We start from the raw sequence: 15,094 nt of genomic DNA, 5'->3' as shown, positions 1-15,094 counted from the left end.
GATATTCCTTATGATAGGTCTTTTCTTAGTAGATCGTAAAAATCTGCAAGAGATTTCAATTCAGTCGAAGCTTTCATGCTAGCTTGGTACTGATCCTTGTGACTAAGCAAGTGACTGAGTTTCGCCTCCAAGCTTTCCAAGGTCAAGTCACTTTCTTGAAGTTCTTCTGCATAGCCTTTCTTAACAAAGTAGGCTGCATTTTCAATCTGGTCTCCTCGACTTGCTTCACGACCCAATGGTACGATGAGATGGAGTTTCGCCATGGCTAAGAGCTCAAAAATCGTATTGGCACCGCCACGCGTCACCACCACATCTGCCATCTCCATCAAGGGTTGATAGAGATCCGTCACATAGTCAACACGAAAGAGATTTTGACTCAATTCATTGAGGCTTGAATCTCCAGTGAGATTAATAATGTTGTAGCGCTCTGTCAGTTCTTTCTTATGGTCAGTCACCAATTGGTTAAAAACACGAGCTCCTGCAGAACCACCAACAAACAATACGGTTGGCAATTTAAGATCAAAGTGGGTTTGGATATCGACCAATTCATCTGGTTCTGAAGTTTTTTGCTCCGAAACCTTTGTTACTGCTCCCACATGCTCGACTTTTGCGAGACCAGCAGCCTGCTCAAATGTTGAATACATCTTGGTTGCGAATTTGTAGGCAATTTTATTAGCCAAACCCATAGATAGGTCCGATTCGTGAATAAAGACAGGTACCCCTGACACACGCGCTGCGATAACCGGTGGCACAGACACAAATCCTCCCTTAGAAAAAAGAGCCTGTGGACGCAGTCGTAACATGATAAAGAGCGATTGGACAATTCCCCAACCAACTTTAAACACGTCCAGCATATTTTGCCAAGAAAAATAGCGACGCAACTTCCCAGTCGCAATAGAATGGAAAGTAACATCCAAACCTGACTTGAGGATTTCTTGGTGTTCGATTCCGTGTTTATCACCAATATAGTGAACTTCCCAGCCGTCTTCGATGAACTTAGGCATTAACAAAAGATTGAGGGTGACATGTCCAACCGTCCCCCCACCTGTAAAGACAATTTTTTTCATATTATTCCTTTAACTCCGCTACTGTGTCGATAAAGAGGTCGCCACGTACTTCAAAGTTAGCATACATATCCCAGCTAGCATTGGCAGGACTGAGAAGGACTACATCTCCTTGAGTCGCAAGCTCATAGGCCTTGCGGGTCGCATCTGCAATATCTGTCGCATCTACATAAGTCACACCAGCCTTCTCTGCTGCCCGTTTGACACGTTCTGAAGACTGACCGAGGATGATCATCTTCTTGAGCCCAGTAATATCTGGAACCAATTCATCAAACTCATTCCCACGGTCCAAACCACCTGCAATTAAGATGACCTTACTATTGTCAAATCCTGACAAGGCTTTTTGAGTAGCCAAGATATTGGTTGACTTGCTATCGTTATAGAATTTGACCCCCTTGATTTCATCCACAAACTGGAGACGGTGCTTGACACCACCAAAGGCTGAAAGAGTTTCCTTGATGATTTGGTTATCTACACCACGTAGCTTGGCTACTGCAATGGTCGCAAGGGCATTTTCTACATTGTGGCTACCTGGAACACCGATTTCACTAGCTGTCATGACCACTTCCCCACGGAAGTAGAGTTGACCATTTTCCAAATAGGCCCCATCAACCTTTTCCTTTGTTGAAAATGGTACAACAGTAGCCTGTGTTTTGGTAGCCAATTCTTTTGCCAAGTCTTGGTTAAAGTTCAAGACAAGGAAATCAGCTGCTGTCATATTATTTTGGATATTCCACTTAGCTGCCAAATAGGCCTCAAAAGAACCATGGTAGTCGATATGAGTGGGCATGAGGTTGGTAATAACCGCAATCTCAGGATGAAATTCTTGAACACCCATCAGTTGGAAAGAAGAAAGTTCCATGACAAGTGTGTCCTTGGCTGTTGCAGTTTGAGCCACTTGACTGGCAGGATAGCCGATGTTCCCTGACAAGAGACCATGTTGACCGGCAGCAGTCAAAACTTCCCCAATCATAGTCGTTGTGGTTGTTTTCCCATTTGAACCTGTGATACCGATAATTGGCGCTTCCGAGATCAAGTAAGCCAACTCCACCTCAGTCCAGACTGGAATTCCCTTTGCCAATGCCTTTTCAATCATGGGATTGCTATACGGAATACCTGGATTTTTTACCATCAGAGCGAAATCTTCATCCAACAATTCCAAAGGATGCCCACCAGTGACAACCTTGATTCCCTCTTCTAGCAAGCTTTGAGCAGCAGGATTTTCCTCAAAAGGCTTGCCGTCATTTACTGTCACAATGGCACCTAGCTTGTCCAACAAACGGGCTGCAGACTCACCAGACTTAGCCAAACCTAAAACAAGTACTTTCTTATTTTTAAATTGATCGATTACTTTCATGTCTCAAACTCCATTTCTACTCCTACTATTTTACCATTTTTATGGAAATAATACTAAGCGAAAATGCTCTAGTCCTCATTCTGACATTGAAAAAGAGAGCCGAAGCTCTCTTTCAATTTATCTTCTTTTGCTCTTTTTTTCAGACATGAGCGTAATGTCTCTCAAGCTAAAATAAGCTAGAGCCAGCATGGCGATTGTGACAAAGAATTCTGTCGGTAATTGGAAGATTTGCAAGATGGACAACATCAGCAAAATCAGGAGTGCAACAACTACAAAGACCAAGATAACGATGTTGACTGTTCCTTTGATACTTTGAGGTGTCGCAAATACATAGAGTAGTAATAAGAGTATCCCTATGATTAAATAAACCATCTTTATCTCTTTCTAGCTCTTATTCAGCTGATTTTTTCTTTTTGTTGGCTTTCTCGCGCTCTGCCTTGTTGAGGATTTGCTTACGCAAACGGATAGACTCAGGCGTTACTTCCATGTACTCATCATCGTTCAAGAATTCAAGAGACTCTTCCAGGGTCAAGATACGAGGTGTCTTGATAACCGCTGTTTGGTCCTTGGTAGCTGAACGAACATTGGTCATTTGTTTGGCCTTTGTGATGTTAACTGTCAAGTCATTTTCACGAGAGTTTTCACCGATGATCATTCCTTCATAAACCTCAGTACCTGGGTTGACAAAGATAGTTCCACGTTCTTCGATAGACATGATTGAGTATGTTGTAGCCTTACCAGCATCGATAGAAACAAGGGCACCACGGTGACGTCCACCAATTTCACCCGGAATCAATGGCAAGTATTGGTCGAAGGTATGGTTCATGATACCGTAACCACGAGTCATTGACAAGAACTCAGTTGAATATCCAATCAAACCACGCGCTGGAACAAGGAAGACCAAACGAGTTTGACCATTACCAGTTGAAATCATATCCAACATTTCACCCTTACGTTCAGAAAGGCTTTGGATAACAGATCCTTGGTATTCTTCTGGAGTATCGATTTGAACACGTTCAAATGGTTCACATTTAACACCGTCAATTTCTTTTACGATAACTTCTGGACGAGATACTTGAAGTTCATAACCCTCACGGCGCATGGTTTCAATCAGGATTGACAAGTGCAATTCTCCACGTCCTGAAACAGTCCATTTATCTGGTGAGTCCGTTGGGTCAACACGAAGGGAAACGTCTGTTTGCAATTCTGCTTGCAAGCGTTCTTCTACCTTACGAGAAGTCACCCATTTCCCTTCACGACCTGCAAATGGTGAATTATTTACCAAGAAGGTCATTTGAAGGGTTGGTTCATCGATATGTAGGATTGGAAGAGGTTCAATGGCATCCGTCGGAGTAATAGTTTCACCAACAAAGATATCTTCCATACCGGATACGGCAATCAAGTCACCTGCTTTAGCTTCTTGGATTTCACGACGTTCCAAACCAAAGAAACCGAAGAGTTTTGTTACACGGAAGTTCTTCGTTGTACCATCTAGCTTAGAAAGGGTAACTTGGTCCCCAACTTTCACACTACCACGGAAAATACGTCCGATACCGATACGACCTACGAAGTCATTGTAGTCCAAAAGTGACACTTGGAACTGCAAAGGCTCATCTGAGTTATCCACTGGAGCCGGGATATGGTCGATGATGGTGTCAAAGATTGGCGCCATTGTTTTTTCTTGATCAGCTGGATCATCTGACAAGGAAGATGTTCCGTTAATCGCTGAAGCATACACCACTGGGAAATCAAGCTGGTCATCATCTGCACCAAGCTCGATGAAGAGTTCCAAAACTTCGTCCACTACTTCTGCTGGACGAGCTGATGGTTTGTCGATTTTGTTGACAACCACGATTGGAACAAGGTCTTGTTCCAAGGCTTTTTTCAATACGAAACGAGTCTGTGGCATGGTTCCTTCGTAGGCATCTACGACCAAGACAACACCGTCAACCATTTTCATGATACGCTCAACTTCTCCACCGAAGTCCGCGTGTCCTGGTGTGTCCATGATATTGATACGAGTTCCGTTGTAGGCAACGGCTGTATTTTTAGCAAGGATGGTAATTCCACGCTCTTTTTCGATATCGTTTGAGTCCATAGCGCGCTCTGCCAATTCAGTACGTGCATCAAGCGTTTCTGATTGTTTCAATAATTCATCAACGAGGGTTGTTTTCCCGTGGTCAACGTGGGCAATAATGGCTACGTTACGGATATCTTCTCTTAATTTTGTCATGATTTCCTCTATAATATTTAAATTTTTATTTCTAACTGAACAATTATACCACAGTCTCATTCAAAAATCACAGTTCAGCTAAGTGTAAATGTTTTCACTCTGCTTTTCTAGTCAAGGCAACTCTTTTCAAAGTTAGAGACTTATGATAAGATAAGCTGGTATGCGTTTAGATAGATTATTAGCCCAAGAAAAGGTCAGTCGCAAGGCTATGAAACAGGCACTTTTGAAAAAAGAAATCCTAGTGGACAATTGTCCAGCCAGCTCCCTCGCTCAAAATGTTGACACTGGATTACAAAAATTAGTCTTTCAAGGACGGCAAATCCAAGGTTACGAGCACAGCTACCTCATGCTTCATAAACCAGGTGGAGTGGTGACAGCCAGTCAGGATAAGAAACTCCCAACCATCATGGACCTCCTTCCACCTGACATCCAGTCTGACCAGCTCTATGCTGTCGGCAGATTAGACCGTGATACGACGGGACTGCTCCTTTTGACAGACAATGGACCTCTTGGTTTTCAACTCCTTCATCCCCAGTACCATGTCGATAAATCCTATCAAGTGGTAGTAAACGGACCGCTCACGTCAGATCATATCCAAAAATTCAAGGATGGAATCGTCTTTTTAGATGGGACCACTTGCAAACCAGCCAAACTAGAAATTCTATCCGCAAGCCCAACAGAGAGCCATGCCTCTATTACCATCTCAGAAGGAAAATTTCATCAGGTTAAAAAAATGTTCCTCTCAGTTGGTGTCAAGGTGACTGCCTTAAAAAGAGTCCAGTTCGGCGATTTTACATTAAATTCAGAGCTATCAGAAGGGCAATACCGTCCCTTAAATCCAGAGGAATTGGAAATCATAAAAAACTACTTAGAGATGAGTCGATAAAATAAAAAAGCTTTAAATTTAAAGCTTTTTTGTTTATTGCTTATCTAAAAAATACTGCGACAGCTACAATTCTAAAAAATACTGCGACAGTTACAATCCAGTTAAGTACAGAAACCACAAGTCCTACGATATTGAGAATTTTTTCTGTTTTATAGTCCAGTCCAGATTCTTTTTGGTATGAAAAAGCCAAGACCAATCCTATAATCCCCAAAATCAGACCTACTATTGGAAATAGCAAACCAAGGACGATAGATAAGATACCTAAAATAAGTGAAGGTTTTTTCTTTTGTTGTGAATTCATATTATAAAATCTCCTTAAATTTATTATAAATGATGATACCTTAAGATACTAGCTTTATCTATCATTCGACAGTTTTTTAAAGAATCTTAGCTAGTCTTCACTTTCCCTTTCCAAGAATCCAACCCATAAGAAAGGATATAAATCTCAGAAAAACCTTGTTTTTTCAGATAAAGTGCTGCATTGGTCACTCGTTGTCCACGTTGGTTTTCGTAGAGAAGGACAGGTTTATCCTTGCGAAGGGCTGCAAGGCTTGACTTCAACTGATTTGAAGGAATATTGCGAGCTCCGAGGATATGTTTTCTGTGAAATTCTGCTGGTTCACGGACATCAATCAATTGCCCTTTCCGAATCAAGGCTTCAAATTCAGCATTATCCACAATCTTAGCCGCACGACGAATACGAAGGTAGTTATAACCCATCCATGCCACCATTGCCAATACGATTCCCCAAACAATCCAAATTGTCATAAGTTCTTATCTCCATTTTTCTCTATGTAGTCTAATTCTATCTTGTGCTCCCTGCGGAGAACAGCTTCCGCTTCTAGGTAATCTAGCTTGTCCATCAGACCGGCATCATAGATCCGAGAGAGTTCAAGCTTCATCAGTTCAATATCATACAAGCGCTTCCCCATGTAAACAATAATGCCAAACTGTTTGAGAAATTGCTGCACATCATAGAATGTTTTCATAGCTTTCATTCTAACAGATTTTAGACTTTTTTTCAATACTGGACCGGCTCTTTCCCCCTATTTTCTTCGTCTTCATTGCCCATTCTTCCGCAAGTGTGGTACAATAAAAACATGAGAATTCAACAACTACACTATATTATCAAAATCGTCGAAACTGGCTCTATGAATGAAGCAGCCAAGCAACTCTTTATCACTCAACCCAGTCTCTCTAATGCCGTTCGAGACTTGGAAAATGAAATGGGCATTGAAATCTTTATCCGCAATCCCAAGGGCATTACCTTGACTCGTGATGGGATGGAGTTTCTCTCCTATGCCCGTCAGGTCGTTGAGCAAACGCAGCTTCTTGAGGAACGTTATAAAAATCCTATCGCCCACCGCGAACTTTTCAGCGTTTCCTCTCAGCACTATGCCTTTGTAGTCAATGCCTTTGTTTCTTTGCTCAAGAAAAGTGATATGGAAAAATACGAGCTCTTCCTTCGTGAAACTCGGACTTGGGAGATTATCGATGACGTCAAGAACTTCCGTAGCGAGGTCGGTGTCCTCTTTTTAAACAGCTACAACCGCGATGTTTTAACGAAAATGCTGGATGACAATCACCTCTTAGCCCACCACCTCTTTACTGCGCAACCTCATATCTTTGTCAGCAAGACCAACCCTCTAGCTAAAAAAGACAAGGTCAAACTGGCTGATTTGGAAGACTTCCCTTATCTGAGTTATGACCAGGGGACGCACAACTCCTTCTACTTTTCAGAGGAGATTCTTTCACAAGAGCACCACAAGAAATCCATCGTAGTCAGTGACCGAGCAACCCTCTTTAATCTTTTGATTGGTTTGGATGGTTACACCATTGCAACAGGGATTTTGAACAGTAACCTCAACGGAGACAATATCGTTTCCATTCCGCTGGACATTGACGACCCGATTGAACTAGTCTATATCCAACATGAAAAAACCAGCCTGTCTAAGATGGGCGAACGCTTTATCGAATACTTAATAGAAGAAGTTCAATTCGATAATTAATAGGAAAAAGAAAAAGTTAGGAAATAGAAAGTGAAAAAGTTACTACTGACTAGTGCTTTAATCCTTTCAATCGCAGGATTGGCACCCGCATCCGTCTTAGGAGAAGAAAACACAACTCAATCCACATCTGCTGTCAAGGAAGCAATTGCCAAAGAAGAAAAGAAAGAGTCGAGTGTTGAGGAAAACTCTAAATCAGAAGTTCTTCCGAAAGTAGATGTGCAAGAAGACAAGACAAAAAAAGAAGGGTGGTACCAAGAAAATCACCACTGGCGTTTTTACCAAGATGATAAACCTGCTTTGAACTGGAAACAAATCCAAGGCAAATGGTACTACTTCGATCAAGATGGTAATCGTCTTCATTCTACTGTCTACAAAGGTTATGCCTTTGACCAAGATGGTGTCATGATAGAAAATAGTTGGACCAAACTGGACAATCAATGGTACTATGCTGATTCTTCTGGACGACTAGCTCAGAACAGTTGGAAAAAAATTAACGGCTCTTGGTACTATTTTGACCAAACTGGAAGCATGTTCAGCAACACTGCCGTCGACGGCTATCTGCTCACAAAAAGCGGAGCTATGGCAGAAAAGGGCTGGACTAAATTAGACCAAAATTGGTATTATGTCACACCATCTAGCAGAATCTCGCAAGACAAATGGGAAAAAGTAAACGGTGCTTGGTATTATTTTGACAAAAGCGGCGTGATGCTCAGCCAGACAACAATTGGTGCCTACCTGCTTGACAGTAGCGGAGCCATGGCAGAAAACTCTTGGGTGAGAATCAATGAAAATTGGTATTACGCTAATGCATATGGGAAATATAGCCAAGACAAATGGGAGAAAATCAATGGTTCTTGGTATGCTTTTGAACAAAATGGAGTCATGCTTTCCAATAAATGGAAAGAAAGCTACTACCTCAAAGCCAGTGGAGCCATGGCGGAAAAAGAGTGGATTTTTGATAAATCCTACAATAGCTGGTTCTATCTAAAAGCTGATGGCCGTTATGCAAATCAGGAGTGGATTGGAGCCTACTATCTCAAGTTTGGTGGCTATATGGCCAAGAATGAGTGGATTTATGACGACTATTACAAGGCTCGTTACTATTTGGACGATAGCGGACATTATGTATCAGGGACCTACAAGATAGACGGAAAGGAACATTTGTTCCAAAAATACGGCCAATGGATTTCTGAAGTTTCAACAGAAGGTGGATTTGTAAAAGGTCAATACAGCAATACCATTTTCCTAGATCCTGGGCATGGTGGTCGAGATTCCGGTGCTTTTTACTACAATGTCGCTGAAAAAGATCTCAACATGCAGATTTACCGTAAACTTCGTGCTAAGTTAGAAGAACTGGGCTACAAGGTCCTCACCTCTCGTGATAGTGATATTGACGTTGATTTTGTTACCGAACGTTCTCGTATGGTTAATAAGACCAACTCTGATATTTTTATCAGTATTCACTTCAACGCTACTGGTAATCCCTACTCAAAAGCGAGCGGTATTCAAACCTACTCCTATAGAGATGAACCTGATTATCCAAGTAAGATTAATCAATACTGGCACAATCACCCTGATCGTATGAGTGAAAGCAAACGCCTCGCCGCTGCCATCCACTCCTCTCTTCTGGCAGAAACAGGAGCTAAGGATGCTGGTCTGTTGGAGAGTAGCTTTGCTGTCCTACGCGAAACAGCAAAACCAGCCGTTCTCCTAGAGCTTGGTTATATGGATAATTTCTCCGAAAACCAACAAATCAGAGATAGCCACTACCAAGATAAACTGGTCGCAGGCATCGTAAAGGGGATCCAAAAATATTACGCTGGTCAGTAAAAAAAGTCTCGAGAAATCTCGAGACTTTTTATCTATCTTATTGTTTATCTTTATCAGGAAAGAGGTAGCCAAGTCCTACACATGCTAGCACACCGGCAGCAATTACCAAACCACTTGAAATTGGCAAGAGATCAAAAATAGCATTTGCAATGATAAAGGCAATGATCAAGCACATAAGACTGGACTTGTAGTCTTTTTTCAAAAAGTTTTCCAGCGTAAAATAGAGGAACAATCCTACCGGAATGAGTGACCAGAGGTTGATATCCAAACTTGGCCATCCAATAGAACCAAAATACAATACTAGCGCTGCTGCTACTAAAAATACAAGTCCCAATAATTTTTTCATTTTTTGTCTCCATTTTCTTTTTTGGGAACTTGAGTTGTCTGACACCAACTCTTCACGTCCCTTACAAAATTCATTATAGCAGAGGGTTTCCCCCAGAACAACCTCTTTTGCCTATCTGGTCTCTATCTCAGTCTAAGTGGTTGAATATTATCGACAACAAAAAAGAAGCCTTCATTAGGCTTCTTGATTCTGCCGATTGTAACAGTATTTTTGAACGAATACAATCTAGTTTTTCTTTTCCTTTGACTCTAGAGAAGATTTGATTGATTCACGATCTGCTTGTAGTTTAGCTAAGTTCTTTTCTGCTTCCTCAAGTTTACTGGTATCTGGTTTCACACGATAATAAACATCTTCTGGTTTCATTAACATCGCTCCATACTCTTGCCCAGAAAGTAGTCTTTCCTCAGCATGATTGCTTTTATCTGTAATCTTTCCGTCATCAGCAGGTTGCATAACAACTCCACTTGGCACAGCTACTACTACAAATCCTCCAGCAACAGAATCTTTTACCCATGCACTGATAGACGCTGTCTCAGGGTTACGACTATCTTGTCCTTTTGATACCTTTAATCCAACTACAGATTCGTACTTTTGATCATTTGCAAACCAAGTCGCACGTACTTCTCCAGAATCATTAATAATGTATTCATTACCAGATTGACTACGCCAAGTACCTTCTAAACTAGACAGATCATTGTTCTTGATTGCTTCAATATCTAGTTTTGGAACGGTAGTTTCTTTCTTCAACTTGCTAACAAGTGCTTCTGCTTCAGTAATTTTGGTATCTAAAGCAGTCAGTTGATTCTTGAGTTTCTGAATTTCCTCTTGTTTATCCTTATCAGTCTCATCTGTTTTTCCTTGGCTTGTAGACGATTGACTTGTTGACTCTGTAGTTGAAACAGCAGACGATGCTTGATTTGACTCTTTCTTTCCAATCAAAGAATGCGAGAAAACACTTACTAGGATTAGAGCAACCAAAATACCGAGGACTAACCCAATATAGATTTTAATGTTTCTAGTTCCTCTCGCAAACTTTTTAGTTGACTGCGCCTCTGCTAATTCTGATGCAGTCGGCTTGCGGCCATTCGCCTCCTCAAATTGTTTTACCCATTCTTTCTTATTCATAATTTTCTCCTTTTTGATTTATATTCAGCCAAGCTTGCGAGACTTCATTCGTTATTATCCATGGATTTTTATAATTTTTAGAAAACCTATACAAAAAATTCTAGAATGACTAACAGCCTATAGTCCTCTATAACGGAACGAAAACAAGTGCTTATTAAAATATATTATACCACAAAATATAAACTACTGTTTGTAATTATTTTTTTATAAGCCGAGGATATGTTTTTTAAACAGAAGACATCTCAAATATTTCACCTTTTCTGTGTTTACAAAAAAGAAGCCCTAATGGGCTTCTTGATTCTGCCGATTGCAGGGCTTGAACCTGTGACCTACGCGTTACGAGTGCGTTGCTCTACCAACTGAGCTAAATCGGCGATTACCCTTTTAGTATAGCACTCTGAGAATAGATGTCAAGAAATTTTCATCACCATTAAAAAAGCCTGTCCTGAGACGAGGCTTTGAGTTTCTTCCTTTTACGAACCCGCACTTTCATAGGCGTCCAACCCCCTGTCCCATAGTTTCAAAGAAATGATAAAGAAGACAAGGGAAATCAGAATCAAACCACCGATATTAAAGAAGACATCCTTATCCTGCAAGAAATAGCTGGCAGGATAGTAGGCTGTAAAGGCAAAGGGGATGATAAAGCTAATCAACCAACGAAGGAGCGAATTGTAAATGGAAATCGGATACTTGGCAAAGTCATTAAACATATAAAAAATGTAAATCATGGCTCCTGACTGCTTGGTCCAAAAAGCGATGCTGGCAGTCGCGATTTTCAAGGAAGTATAGATCAAGGTCGCAAAAGGAATGCAGACTAGAAAAATCAGGAATTTTGGAAGAGTCCAAGCAATGCTAGTCACTGTTGTTCCCAGTAGGATACCACCGACCAAGAGTTCGCCCAAGGCATCAATCTGAAAGGTCTCAACTAGAATATGAAAGAGAGGATTGATAGGACGCGTCAGATACTTGTCAAACTCCCCTTTTCGGACTAGGCGTTGCCCTAGAGCCCAGAGATTGTCAAAAAAGAGATGGTCCAATCCCTTGGGAATCAAGGAAAATCCATAGATAAAGGCAATCTCTTGAAAGGTCCAGCCTTCTAGCGAGGGGATGTGTTGAAAAAGTACATTGAGAAACAAGAGGTTTAACCCTTGAGTCAGAAAAACTCCTAACACGCCCACCACAAAATCCACCTTGTATTCCATGATTTGCTTGATGTATTGTCTGATAAAAATCAGATGCATGCGTTGATACTTTTTCATACTAACCTCCCTGAATGGTGATAAATGACTGGACTCGTTTCCAAATCAACTGAGACAAGCCCACCATCACTATGAGCCAGAAGAACTGTAGCAAAAGCGCCTGAAGAATCTGACTGGCATCGTATTTCCCAACAATAATCATGACCGGAGTATAAATCAAGGATGAAAAAGGCAAGAAGGACAGAATATCTGAAACGATTTTAGGAAAGAAAGCCAAGGGAATCAGACTTCCAGACATAAAGGCCACTATGGAAGTCTTGAGTAGATTGGAACCCCATAGATTCTTAAACACAAAGGCTGAAAATCCAAAGCAGATATTAAAGAAAAAATTGATCAAGTAGGCTAGGGTTAAGCTAAAGAGGTAAAGGATAGTTAATCCCAGTACTTCTATACCCCCTTGCCCAGATAAGATTTTCATCAACACAATGACACTTAAAAATGGCAGCCCAACAGAGATGAAAATCAACCACTTGGACCCAAGCTCGGTAAAGAGGTAAGAAGCCGCAAAATGCACTGGTCTCAACAAGCGCATGATAATGGAACCATCCTTGACCTCCTCCCCAATCATAAAGGACGAATCTGACCTAGTCAGAAGATTGGTCACAAAACTCATAATGATGTAGAGGGTGATATCTGCCATACTAAAGCCCTGAATCAAAGACTCTTGCGAAGAATCAAAGACAGCCTTCCAGAGATAAAAAGCCACAAAAGCCCCCATGACATCGCCAATCCGATAGAGAATAAAGTTGACTCGATAGGTGATCAACTCCTGAATCCCTGCATTGATAAAGGGTTTATAACGTCTCCACAATTTGACCATCTTAGAGCTCCTTTCGATAGAAGCGACGGATAATATCCTCGATATCTGTATCCATCATCTTCAAATCACGGACTTCAAAATCAGACAGGGTTTGCTTGATAATATCAGCCGACTGGTAGCGGGAACTATCGAATTCAATATTGAGGCTGTTTCCTTGTCTATCAATGGTCATATCCGAAAAACCTTCATAGTGAGAAAGGAGATGACTTTGACCTGGTACCAGTTCAAAAGAAAGAGTCTTTATCTTGCCAAAGGTCTCCTTGAGCTGGCTAACCGTTCCATCAAAAATCTCTTGCCCCTTGTCAATCATGAAAATCCGATCACAAAGTTGCTCAATGTCGCTCAGGTCGTGAGTGGTCAAGAGAATGGTTGTTTCTTCCTCTTGATTGATCTGAGTAATTGCCCGACGAATATTGTCCTTGACCGACACATCCAAACCAATGGTCGGTTCATCTAAAAAGAGAACCTTGGGATTATGAAGTAAGGAAGCCGCAATATCCGCCCGCATCCGTTGACCCAGTGAAAGAGTGCGCACGGGGTCCTTGATAAATTCCTTCAAATCCAAGACTTCATTTAAAAAGTCCATGCGCTTATGAAAGAGCGAGTCTGGCACATCGTATATCTCTTTCAAAACCGTGTAGGTCTCTTGCAGTGCCAAATCCCACCATAGCTGGGTGCGTTGTCCAAAGACAACCCCAATATCCTTGACATAGTCTTGGCGATTGTCCTGTGGAATCTTGCCATTAATCCGACAAAAACCAGATGTCGGTTTTAAAATTCCTGTCAGCATTTTGATGGTTGTCGACTTTCCAGCACCATTAGCTCCGATAAAGCCTAAAATTTGGCCTTTTGGAACTTCAAAGGTCAAATCTTTAACCGCTTCAAAGGTTTGCTTTTCAGGGTGAATAAAAGAGCGCAAAGCCCCCTTTAACCCCGGCTCCTTTACTGTCTTCACAAAATTTTTCTGAAGATGTTCCACTTCTATCATTGCCATAAATCTCTCCCTATAGCAAGGAATAGCAACATTGTATTTTTAACTACAAATATCTAAATCCTTACTTTCTACAACTTCTACATTTTATTACTACAGAAGGCTTTATACCAACCTATTATAATCCAATAAAAACTAGAATGCAAGCGTTTGCTTATGGGTTATGAAATTAGAGATTTCTCTCTTAAACTAATACTTTTAAATCAAAAATTCTGGTTTGATAATTTCCCTAGAACACCAAAAAAACCCACCCAATGGGCAGGTTCTGTATGTATTGTTCAGCTAGATTAAGCTTTACCTTCTGAACCGAATACGTCGATACGTTCTTCAACAGCTTCTGTAATTGCTTCGAAACCTGGTTTCAAGAATTTACGTGGGTCAAAGAGTTTCTTCTTATCGTATTCTGCTTCGTTTGCTTCGTATTCAGCAACAAATTTACGAGTTGCGTTAGCAAATGCGATTTGGCATTCAGTATTAACGTTAACTTTCGCAACACCAAGTTTGATAGCTGCTTGGATTTGGTCATCAGGAATACCTGAACCACCATGCAATACGATTGGGAAGCCTGGAACTGCTTCTGTCAATTTTTGCAAGTGATCAAGGTGAAGACCTTTCCAGTTTGCTGGGTAAGGACCGTGGATGTTACCGATACCAGCTGCCAAGAAGTCAATACCAGTTGCAACCATTGCTTTAGCATCTTCAATTGGAGCCAATTCGCCATCACCAATGATTCCGTCTTCTTCACCACCGATAGTACCAACTTCAGCTTCTACTGATACGCCGTTTGCATGGGCAAATTCTACAACTTTACGAGCTTTTTCAAGGTTTTCTTCAACTGGAAGGTGTGAACCGTCAAACATAACTGAAGTATAACCAACTCGGATACATTCAAGTGCATCTTCATAATGACCATGGTCAAGGTGAATAGCAACTGGTACAGTAATTCCCATTGATTCTACAAGGTTTTCGATGAGAAGTTTACATACTTTGTAACCACCCATGTATTTCGCAGCACCCATAGAAGTTTGGATCAAAACTGGAGCTTTTTTAGCTTCTGCTGCGCGCAAGATAGCTTGAGTCCACTCAAGGTTGTTTGTGTTAAATCCACCAACTGCATAACCGTTGTCACGAGCTGCTTGGACAAATTTTTCTGCTGAAACGATTGCCATTTTAT

Annotated in this window: 16 protein-coding genes and 1 tRNA gene; 3 read left to right on the top strand and 14 right to left on the bottom strand. The window is 41.2% G+C overall.

What is annotated here, in order from left to right; genetic code table 11:
* Positions 1-8: 8 nt before the first annotated feature.
* The 4 genes from ATE34_RS01690 to typA form a co-directional block, all read right to left on the bottom strand.
* On the bottom strand, positions 9-1,067 hold the full coding sequence (locus ATE34_RS01690; protein WP_000724793.1) for a UDP-N-acetylglucosamine--N-acetylmuramyl-(pentapeptide) pyrophosphoryl-undecaprenol N-acetylglucosamine transferase: 1,059 nt from the start codon (positions 1,065-1,067) through the stop codon (positions 9-11).
* 1 nt (position 1,068) lies between these two features.
* Positions 1,069-2,421 (bottom strand): UDP-N-acetylmuramoyl-L-alanine--D-glutamate ligase, encoded by a 1,353-nt coding sequence (gene murD / locus ATE34_RS01685; RefSeq protein WP_084910825.1) that lies wholly within the window; start codon positions 2,419-2,421, stop codon positions 1,069-1,071.
* 117 nt (positions 2,422-2,538) lie between these two features.
* Positions 2,539-2,793, bottom strand: a complete 255-nt coding sequence (locus ATE34_RS01680; protein WP_000262662.1) for a DUF3165 family protein — start codon at positions 2,791-2,793, stop codon at positions 2,539-2,541.
* 19 nt (positions 2,794-2,812) lie between these two features.
* Positions 2,813-4,654: a translational GTPase TypA gene (gene typA, locus ATE34_RS01675; RefSeq protein WP_084910823.1), complete on the bottom strand. Its 1,842-nt coding sequence runs from the start codon at positions 4,652-4,654 to the stop codon at positions 2,813-2,815.
* A 160-nt stretch (positions 4,655-4,814) separates the two neighbouring features.
* Between typA and ATE34_RS01670 the strand changes: the two genes are divergently transcribed.
* Positions 4,815-5,540, top strand: coding sequence for a 16S rRNA pseudouridine(516) synthase (locus tag ATE34_RS01670; RefSeq protein WP_084910821.1), 726 nt, complete (start codon positions 4,815-4,817; stop codon positions 5,538-5,540).
* Positions 5,541-5,580: 40 nt separating this feature from the next.
* On the opposite strand, the gene ATE34_RS01665 is transcribed toward ATE34_RS01670, so the two are convergent.
* The 3 genes from ATE34_RS01665 to ATE34_RS01655 all read right to left on the bottom strand — a co-directional run bounded on the left by ATE34_RS01665 (position 5,581) and on the right by ATE34_RS01655 (position 6,538).
* Complete coding sequence (locus ATE34_RS01665; protein ID WP_001088136.1) at positions 5,581-5,841, bottom strand: hypothetical protein; 261 nt, start codon at positions 5,839-5,841, stop codon at positions 5,581-5,583.
* A gap of 86 nt (positions 5,842-5,927) precedes the next feature.
* Positions 5,928-6,308 carry a rhodanese-like domain-containing protein gene (locus tag ATE34_RS01660; RefSeq protein ID WP_061597872.1) on the bottom strand — a complete coding sequence of 127 codons (381 nt, stop codon included), beginning with the start codon at positions 6,306-6,308 and terminating at the stop codon, positions 5,928-5,930.
* The gene (locus ATE34_RS01655; RefSeq protein ID WP_000646473.1) at positions 6,305-6,538 is read right to left on the bottom strand and encodes a YqgQ family protein; all 234 of its coding nucleotides are present in this window, start codon (positions 6,536-6,538) and stop codon (positions 6,305-6,307) included. The genes ATE34_RS01660 and ATE34_RS01655 overlap by 4 nt, the downstream gene beginning before the upstream one ends.
* A 102-nt stretch (positions 6,539-6,640) precedes the next feature.
* Here ATE34_RS01655 and ATE34_RS01650 point away from each other — a divergent pair, with 102 nt between their 5' ends.
* Together ATE34_RS01650 and ATE34_RS01645 are read left to right on the top strand one after the other, a co-directional pair.
* Positions 6,641-7,549: a LysR family transcriptional regulator gene (locus ATE34_RS01650; RefSeq protein WP_061597873.1), complete on the top strand. Its 909-nt coding sequence runs from the start codon at positions 6,641-6,643 to the stop codon at positions 7,547-7,549.
* A gap of 30 nt (positions 7,550-7,579) precedes the next feature.
* Positions 7,580-9,379 carry an N-acetylmuramoyl-L-alanine amidase gene (locus ATE34_RS01645; RefSeq protein ID WP_084910818.1) on the top strand — a complete coding sequence of 600 codons (1,800 nt, stop codon included), beginning with the start codon at positions 7,580-7,582 and terminating at the stop codon, positions 9,377-9,379.
* A gap of 37 nt (positions 9,380-9,416) precedes the next feature.
* Here ATE34_RS01645 and ATE34_RS01640 read toward each other — a convergent pair whose 3' ends face one another.
* From ATE34_RS01640 to ATE34_RS01605, 7 genes are all read right to left on the bottom strand, one after another.
* Positions 9,417-9,725, bottom strand: coding sequence for a hypothetical protein (locus ATE34_RS01640; protein WP_084910816.1), 309 nt, complete (start codon positions 9,723-9,725; stop codon positions 9,417-9,419).
* 225 nt (positions 9,726-9,950) lie between these two features.
* Positions 9,951-10,850, bottom strand: coding sequence for a DUF6287 domain-containing protein (locus ATE34_RS01635; RefSeq protein WP_001034435.1), 900 nt, complete (start codon positions 10,848-10,850; stop codon positions 9,951-9,953).
* A 301-nt stretch (positions 10,851-11,151) separates the two neighbouring features.
* A tRNA-Thr gene (locus tag ATE34_RS01630) sits at positions 11,152-11,224 on the bottom strand.
* 99 nt (positions 11,225-11,323) lie between these two features.
* Positions 11,324-12,109, bottom strand: coding sequence for an ABC transporter permease (locus ATE34_RS01625; RefSeq protein ID WP_061597876.1), 786 nt, complete (start codon positions 12,107-12,109; stop codon positions 11,324-11,326).
* 1 nt (position 12,110) lies between these two features.
* Positions 12,111-12,929 (bottom strand): ABC transporter permease, encoded by an 819-nt coding sequence (locus tag ATE34_RS01620; protein ID WP_061597877.1) that lies wholly within the window; start codon positions 12,927-12,929, stop codon positions 12,111-12,113.
* 1 nt (position 12,930) lies between these two features.
* On the bottom strand, positions 12,931-13,923 hold the full coding sequence (locus ATE34_RS01615) for an ABC transporter ATP-binding protein (RefSeq protein WP_084910814.1): 993 nt from the start codon (positions 13,921-13,923) through the stop codon (positions 12,931-12,933).
* A gap of 284 nt (positions 13,924-14,207) precedes the next feature.
* Positions 14,208-15,089 carry a class II fructose-bisphosphate aldolase gene (locus ATE34_RS01605; protein WP_001019007.1) on the bottom strand — a complete coding sequence of 294 codons (882 nt, stop codon included), beginning with the start codon at positions 15,087-15,089 and terminating at the stop codon, positions 14,208-14,210.
* Positions 15,090-15,094 lie beyond the last annotated feature (5 nt).

Origin of the sequence: Streptococcus oralis subsp. tigurinus, assembly GCF_002093545.1 — a bacterium.
GTDB lineage: Bacteria > Bacillota > Bacilli > Lactobacillales > Streptococcaceae > Streptococcus > Streptococcus oralis_C.
This window is presented reverse-complemented; position numbering and strand designations above follow the sequence as displayed.

Excerpts from the sequence above, each read along its gene's own strand:
- ATE34_RS01690 (WP_000724793.1), bottom strand. The coding sequence starts at position 1,067 with ATGAAAAAAATTGTCTTTACAGGTGGGGGGACGGTTGGACATGTCACC.
- murD (WP_084910825.1), bottom strand. The coding sequence starts at position 2,421 with ATGAAAGTAATCGATCAATTTAAAAATAAGAAAGTACTTGTTTTAGGT.
- ATE34_RS01680 (WP_000262662.1), bottom strand. The coding sequence starts at position 2,793 with ATGGTTTATTTAATCATAGGGATACTCTTATTACTACTCTATGTATTT.
- typA (WP_084910823.1), bottom strand. The coding sequence starts at position 4,654 with ATGACAAAATTAAGAGAAGATATCCGTAACGTAGCCATTATTGCCCAC.
- ATE34_RS01670 (WP_084910821.1), top strand. The coding sequence starts at position 4,815 with ATGCGTTTAGATAGATTATTAGCCCAAGAAAAGGTCAGTCGCAAGGCT.
- ATE34_RS01665 (WP_001088136.1), bottom strand. The coding sequence starts at position 5,841 with ATGAATTCACAACAAAAGAAAAAACCTTCACTTATTTTAGGTATCTTA.
- ATE34_RS01660 (WP_061597872.1), bottom strand. The coding sequence starts at position 6,308 with ATGACAATTTGGATTGTTTGGGGAATCGTATTGGCAATGGTGGCATGG.
- ATE34_RS01655 (WP_000646473.1), bottom strand. The coding sequence starts at position 6,538 with ATGAAAGCTATGAAAACATTCTATGATGTGCAGCAATTTCTCAAACAG.
- ATE34_RS01650 (WP_061597873.1), top strand. The coding sequence starts at position 6,641 with ATGAGAATTCAACAACTACACTATATTATCAAAATCGTCGAAACTGGC.
- ATE34_RS01640 (WP_084910816.1), bottom strand. The coding sequence starts at position 9,725 with ATGAAAAAATTATTGGGACTTGTATTTTTAGTAGCAGCAGCGCTAGTA.
- ATE34_RS01635 (WP_001034435.1), bottom strand. The coding sequence starts at position 10,850 with ATGAATAAGAAAGAATGGGTAAAACAATTTGAGGAGGCGAATGGCCGC.
- ATE34_RS01625 (WP_061597876.1), bottom strand. The coding sequence starts at position 12,109 with ATGAAAAAGTATCAACGCATGCATCTGATTTTTATCAGACAATACATC.
- ATE34_RS01620 (WP_061597877.1), bottom strand. The coding sequence starts at position 12,929 with ATGGTCAAATTGTGGAGACGTTATAAACCCTTTATCAATGCAGGGATT.
- ATE34_RS01615 (WP_084910814.1), bottom strand. The coding sequence starts at position 13,923 with ATGGCAATGATAGAAGTGGAACATCTTCAGAAAAATTTTGTGAAGACA.
- ATE34_RS01605 (WP_001019007.1), bottom strand. The coding sequence starts at position 15,089 with ATGGCAATCGTTTCAGCAGAAAAATTTGTCCAAGCAGCTCGTGACAAC.